Source organism: Salinarimonas sp. (assembly GCF_046292825.1).
Lineage (GTDB): Bacteria > Pseudomonadota > Alphaproteobacteria > Rhizobiales > Beijerinckiaceae > Salinarimonas.
The window spans coordinates 87,115-93,334 of sequence record NZ_JBKBQG010000013.1; the positions used below are offsets into that span (position 1 = coordinate 87,115).

At 70.9% G+C, this 6,220-nt stretch carries 4 protein-coding genes; 1 reads left to right on the top strand and 3 read right to left on the bottom strand.

Annotated elements, in window-relative coordinates; all coding sequences use genetic code 11:
• Nucleotides 1-7: 7 nt before the first annotated feature.
• On the bottom strand, nt 8-1,057 hold the full coding sequence (locus ACK4UM_RS08930) for a MaoC family dehydratase (RefSeq protein WP_409797931.1): 1,050 nt from the start codon (nt 1,055-1,057) through the stop codon (nt 8-10).
• A gap of 184 nt (nt 1,058-1,241) precedes the next feature.
• On the opposite strand from ACK4UM_RS08930, the gene polA reads away from it, so the two are divergent.
• Entirely contained in the window at nt 1,242-4,235 is a 2,994-nt protein-coding gene (polA, locus tag ACK4UM_RS08935; protein WP_409797920.1) for a DNA polymerase I, read from the top strand.
• Nucleotides 4,236-4,253: 18 nt separating this feature from the next.
• Here the strand turns inward: polA and ACK4UM_RS08940 are convergent, their stop codons facing one another.
• Together ACK4UM_RS08940 and ACK4UM_RS08945 are read right to left on the bottom strand one after the other, a co-directional pair.
• Nucleotides 4,254-5,153 (bottom strand): S49 family peptidase, encoded by a 900-nt coding sequence (locus ACK4UM_RS08940; RefSeq protein WP_409797922.1) that lies wholly within the window; start codon nt 5,151-5,153, stop codon nt 4,254-4,256.
• A 94-nt stretch (nt 5,154-5,247) separates the two neighbouring features.
• Entirely contained in the window at nt 5,248-6,081 is an 834-nt protein-coding gene (locus ACK4UM_RS08945) for a MotE family protein (protein WP_409797924.1), read from the bottom strand.
• Between the last annotated feature and the right edge of the window lie 139 nt (nt 6,082-6,220).

The following is a 6,220-nucleotide window of genomic DNA, read 5'->3' on the forward strand; positions in this document are numbered from 1 at the left end:
CCGCCCCTCACTTCGGCATCAGCGCCCAATAATCCAGATCGAGGATCACCCCCTCGTCGTATTTCCCGTCCGCGTCGCGGTCCGCGAAATCGGCGCTCGGGCGGTTCTTCACGGCGACGAGGCGCAGGCGCAGCGCGCCGATGTCGTCGCGTCCGCGCAGATCGGCGCGGTCGACGACGCTCGACCAGGCGCTCACCGTGTCGCCGGAGAACAGCGGCGCGACATGGCGGCCGGCATTGATCGCGGCGATGGTGAAGGCGTTGGCGAGGCCGTTGTAGGAGAGCGCGCGCGCGAGCGAGATGACGTGGCCGCCATAGATCAGGCGCTTGCCGAAGCGCGTCGCGGCCGCGCCCATCGCGTCGAAATGGACGCGCGCGGTGTTCTGATAGAGGCGCGTCGCGATCTGGTGCTCGGCCTCCTCCACCGTCATCGCGTCGACATGGTCGATGCGCTCGCCGATCTCGTAATCGGAGAAGCGGTCGGCGGAGCCGGAGAGGTCGAAATCGTAGCTGTCGATCGTCAGCTTCGGCGCGTGGCGGGCGATCTCGGCGGGATCGACGACGCCTGCGAGATCGGGCACGTGCGCCTCCGGCGCCGGGCTCGCCTTGTCGCGCTTGCGCACCATCACCCAACGGCAATAGGAGAGCACGCGCTCGCCGTGCTGGTTGAAGCCGGTGGTGCGCACGTAGACGACGCCCGTCTCGCGGTTCGAACTCTCCTTGAGGCCGATCACCTCCGAGATCGCCCACAGCGTATCCCCCGCGAAGACCGGGGCGAGGAAGCGCCCCTCCGCATAGCCGAGATTGGCCACCGCGTTCAGCGAGACGTCCGGCACGCTCTTGCCGAACACCGTGTGGAAGACGAGGAGGTCGTCGACGGGGGCGTGCTTGTAGCCGATCGCCTGGGCGAAGGGCTCGGAGGATTGTACCGCGAAGCGCGGCCCGTAGAGGGCGCCGTAGAGCGCGACGTCGCCATGGGTCAGCGTGCGCGGGGTCGCGTGGCGGATCGTCTCGCCCAGCGTGAAATCCTCGAAGAACCGGCCGGCATTGGTCTTCATCGTGTCCTCTCCGCGTTCGACGAGGCCGATCTGGCGCCCGCACGCGCCGTCGGTCAAGCCGGGAATGTCCCTGTGGCGACCGCGACCGAGCGCGAGCGCGAGACGGTGCGTCCTCGTCGGGGAGGCGTGACCGCGGCGGGCGCCTCCGCTATGTAGAGGCGCGACGATCCCCCGGAGTGAGCCCATGAATGCGACCAGCCCCGCGACAGCCCCCGCAGCCGCCCCGCTCGGGGCGGGCGACACGCTGATCCTCGTCGACGGCTCCTCCTTCGTGTTCCGGGCCTTCTTCCAATCGATGAACCAGGACGCGAAGTACAATTACCGTGCCGACGGCCTGCCGACGGGCGCGCTGCGGATGTTCTGCGTCAAGCTCCTGCAATTCATCAAGGAGGGTGCGGCCGGCGTGAAGCCGACCCATCTCGCCATCGTGCTCGACAAGTCGGAGGGCTCCTTTCGGCGCGAGATCTTCCCCGATTACAAGGGGCACCGGCCGGACGCGCCCGACGATCTCAAGCGGCAGATGCCGCTGATGCGCCACGCGGTGCGCGCCTTCGGGCTCGAGCCGATCGAGCTCGAGCGCTACGAGGCGGACGATCTGATCGCGGCCTATGCGCGCGAGGCCGAGCGGCGCGGGGCCGACGTGCTGATCGTGTCCGCCGACAAGGACCTGATGCAGCTCGTCTCGCCGAAGATCCGCTTCTTCGATTTCGAATCGGGCGTGAAGGGCAAGCCCGGCTATCGCCCCGAGCGCGATCTCGACGAGGCGGCGGTCACCGAGCGCTGGGGCGTGCCGCCGAACCGGATCGCGGACGTGCTCGCGCTCATGGGCGACACCTCCGACAACGTGCCGGGCGTGCCCGGCATCGGCCAGAAAACGGCGGCCCAGCTCATCCTCGAATTCGGGGATCTCGAGACGCTGCTCGCCCGCGCCTCCGAGATCAAGCAGCCCAAGCGCCGCGAGACGCTCCTCGAGAACGCGGACAAGGCAAGGCTGTCGAAGCGCCTCGTCGATCTCGACGAGAACGCGCCGATGCCAGTCCCCGTCGACGATCTGCGGCTCGTCGAATTCGACGCCAGGCGCCTGATCGCCTTCTTCAAGGCGATGGAATTCACCACAGTCACCCGTCGCGTCGCGACCGAGTACGAGGTCGATCTCGACGCGGTCGATCCCGATCCCGCGCTCGCGCGCGGCTCGCAGGAGGCGGCGCCGGAGGCGCGCGGGGACGCGGCCGCGCAGATCGCGGGGCGCGGGGAGGGCGGCGAGGCGGGCGCCGACGAGGACGCGACGCCCGCCCGCGTCGTCGCTCTGCGCCTGAAGGAGGCCGCCGAGAAGATCGACCGCTCGGGCTACGAGACGATCCGCACCCGCGCCGCGCTCGAAGCCCTCGTGGCGGAAGCCTTTGCGGCGGGCCTCGTCGCCTTCGACACCGAGACGACCGGCCTCGACGCGCAGCGCGTCGATCTCGTCGGCATCTGTCTCGCGGTGGCGCCGGGGCGCGCGGCCTACGTGCCGCTCGCGCATCGCGACGCGCAGGATCTCTTCGGCGGCGGGCTCCTGCCCGACCAGATGAGGATTTCGGAGGCGATCGAGGTGCTGCGTCCGCTCCTCCAGGACCCGGGCGTTCTGAAGATCGGCCACAACGTGAAATACGATTGGTCGATCCTCAAGCGCTACGGAATCGACGTCGCGCCCTTCGACGACACGATGCTGATCTCCTACGTGCTCGATGCCGGGCGCTCCGGCCACGGCATGGACGAGCTCGCCCAGCGCCATCTCGGCCACACCTGCGTCTCCTTCGCCGAGCTCGCCGGCACCGGAAAGAACGCGCTCACCTTCGACCTCGTCCCGATCGACAAGGCGGCGGAATACGGGGGGGAGGACGCGGACGTGACGCTGCGGCTGTGGCGCGTGCTGAAACCCCGCCTCGTCGCCGAGCGCAAGACGAGCGTCTACGAGCGGCTCGAGCGGCCCCTGGTTCCGGTCCTCGGCCGGATGGAGGCGCGCGGGATCAAGGTCGACCGGCAGATATTGAGCCGGCTATCTTCCGATTTCGCGCAGACGTTGACGCGCCTCGAGGAGGAGATCCAGGAGGATGCGGGCGAGCGGTTTTCGGTCGGAAGTCCAAAGCAGATCGGCGAAATCCTGTTCGGCAAGCTCGGCCTTCCCGGCGGCAAGAAGACGCCGTCGGGTCAGTGGGCGACGCCCGCCTCGGCGCTCGAGGAGCTCGCAGAAGCCGGTCATCCTTTGCCGGCAAAGATTCTCGAATGGCGTCAGCTCGCCAAGCTGAAATCGACCTATACCGACGCGCTCCCCACCTTCATGCACCCCGACACGGGCCGCGTGCATACCTGCTTCTCGCTCGCGGCCACGACGACGGGCCGGCTCTCCTCGTCCGATCCGAACATCCAGAACATCCCCGTGCGCACGGAAGCGGGCCGCAAGATCCGCACCGCCTTCGTCGCCGAGCCGGGCTTCCGCATCCTCTCGGCCGATTACAGCCAGATCGAATTGCGGCTCCTCGCGCATATCGCCGACATCCCGCAATTGCAGAAGGCCTTCGCCGACGGCATCGACATCCATGCGGCGACCGCCTCCGAGATGTTCGGCGTGCCGCTCTCGGAGATGACGTCCGATCTGCGCCGGCAGGCGAAGACCATCAATTTCGGCATCATCTACGGCATCTCCGCCTTCGGCCTCGCCAATCGGCTCGGCATTCCGCAGGGCGAGGCGGCGGCCTTCATCAAGCGCTATTTCGAGCGCTTCCCCGGCATCCGCGACTACATGGACGCCACCAAGAAGGCCTGCCGCGAGGACGGGTACGTGACGACCCTCTTCGGCCGCGTCTGCCACTATCCCGGCATCCGCGCGGGCAACCCGTCCGAGCGCGCGGCGGTGGAGCGCCAGGCGATCAACGCCCCGATCCAGGGCTCGGCCGCCGACATCATCCGCCGCGCCATGACGCGCATGGAGGACGCGCTGGAGAATGCGGGCCTCTCGGCGCGCATGCTGCTGCAAGTCCACGACGAACTCGTCTTCGAGGTGCCGGAGGCCGAGGTCGAGGCGACGATCCCCGTCGTGCGCAAGGTGATGGAGGAAGCGCCCCTGCCGGCGCTCTCGCTCAAGGTGCCGCTCGCCGTCGATGCCCGCGCGGCGGTCAATTGGGACGAGGCGCATTGAGGCGGCGGGCGCCCCGCCTCACAAACCGAGCCGCGACCACAAGGCGCGCTCCTCGAGCGCCGCCATCAGCTCCGTCGGGTCGAGGAGACCCGCCGATCCGCCGCCGAGGAGGCCGGCGGCCGGGATCTCCATGCTCGGCCCGCCGCGGCGCAGGAGCCGGGCGACGAGGCCGGGGCGGACGGTCTGGACGAGGCGCGGGCGGACCTTGTCGCCGTATTTCGCCCGCAGCACGCCGCGCGCTTCGCCGATCCCGTCGACGAGCCCCATCCGCAGCGCGTCCTCGCCCGCCCAGAAGGCGCCGGTGAAGAGGTCCCCCTCCTCCGCCGGCAGGCGCTCGCCGCGGCGCGCGCGCACCAGATCCTTGAAGCTCTCGAATATCCGCGCCTGGATCTCGCGCAGCCGCGCCACGTCCTCCGCCCGCTCGGGCTTGAACGGGTCGAGCAGCGCCTTGTACTCGCCCGTCGTGTAGAGACGCCGCTCGATGCCGTAGCGGGCGATCAGCTCGTGGAAGCCGAAGCCGCCGGAGACGACGCCGATCGAGCCGACGATCGAGTTCGGATCGGCGTGGATGTCGTCGGCCGCGCAGGCGATCATGTAGCCGCCCGACGCCGCCGCGTCCTCGACGAAGGCGTGGACGGGCAGCTTCTTCTCGTCGGCGAGAACGCGGATGCGCTTGTGGATGAGGTGCGATTGCGTCGGCGAGCCGCCCGGCGAATTGATCAGGAGCGCCACCGCCTTCGCGCCGGGCCAGGAGAAGGCCCGCTCGAGCGCCGGCGCGGCGGCGGCGAGGCTCAAGCCAGGCCGGAAACCGACCGCGACCCCGATCGCGCCCGCGAGCCGCACCACCGGCACCACCGGCGCGTCCTCCCGCGACCCCCAGGGCAGCAGGCGGCGCAATCTCTGGCTCAGGCTCGGCATCGCGTCTCCTCTCGTCGTCTGGAGACATAGGCCCCCCTCCGGAGGGCGGCAAGCGCGGCGCGACGATCGCTCCCGCTAGGGCAGCCGCGCCCCCTCACCGCCGAGGCAGTTCGATCGCCGGGAGTTCGGTCGAGGGCAGGCTCGTGGACAGCGCGCGCTCGCCGGGCATGGGCTGGCCGCGGGCGCGCATGGCGAGCGCGATCGTCAGGCGCTCGGCGGATTCGGCCGACATCACCGCCATGATCTCGGAGAGCCGGCGGGGGTTCATGGTCTCGGCGAGGGGGACGAGCACTTCGAGCGTGAGCCGGTCGAAGACGCGGGCGGCCTCCTTGGGGCGCATCGTCTCGTAGAGGCTGGTGAGCCGGCGCAGGCTCTCGTCGGGCGTCGGACCGGCGCGCCCCCCGCCTCCCGCGGCGGCCTGGTTCGCGGCGGCGACCGAGGCCTCGCGCTCCTCGAGCCGACGCTCGGCCGCCGCGATCAGCTCCTCGCGCAGGTCGAGCTCGCGGGCGCGCCGCTCGAGCGCCTCGCGTTGGGCGGCGATGCGCTCGCCGATCGCCGCCTCGGCCGGGGAGGCGGGGCTCGGCAGAGACGGCAGGATGTCGGGATCGATCAACCCCGTCTGCCCGCCCTCGCCGGGAGCGGAGCCGGTGGTGACGACCTGCGGGCGCGGGCGCTCCGAGCGCAGCTGCGCGAGCATGCGCGCGAAGGTCGGCAGGTCCTCCTCGCCCGGCACCACGCTCGGCCCCGGCCCGCTCGCGAGCGCGGCGGCGGGCGGCGTCGGCTGGGCCGGCTCCTCGCGCGAGAACAGGTCGACGGCGCGCATGAGGAGGAGCGCGGCGATGCCGATGACGACGGCGTCGGTCAGGCGCAGCCGCGCGCCCGCGAGACGCGCGATGGCGTCCCTCACGCGCGCGCGGCCCGCTCTCATGCGCCGCTCCTAGCCGTCGAGAGACGGCGGACCGCCCGCTCGGCGATCAGCTCGGCGGCGGCACTGATGCGCTGCGACACGGCGGGGGTCTCGGGCGGCGGCGCCGGCGCGCGGCGGGGCGGGGGCGCCGCGACGGGCC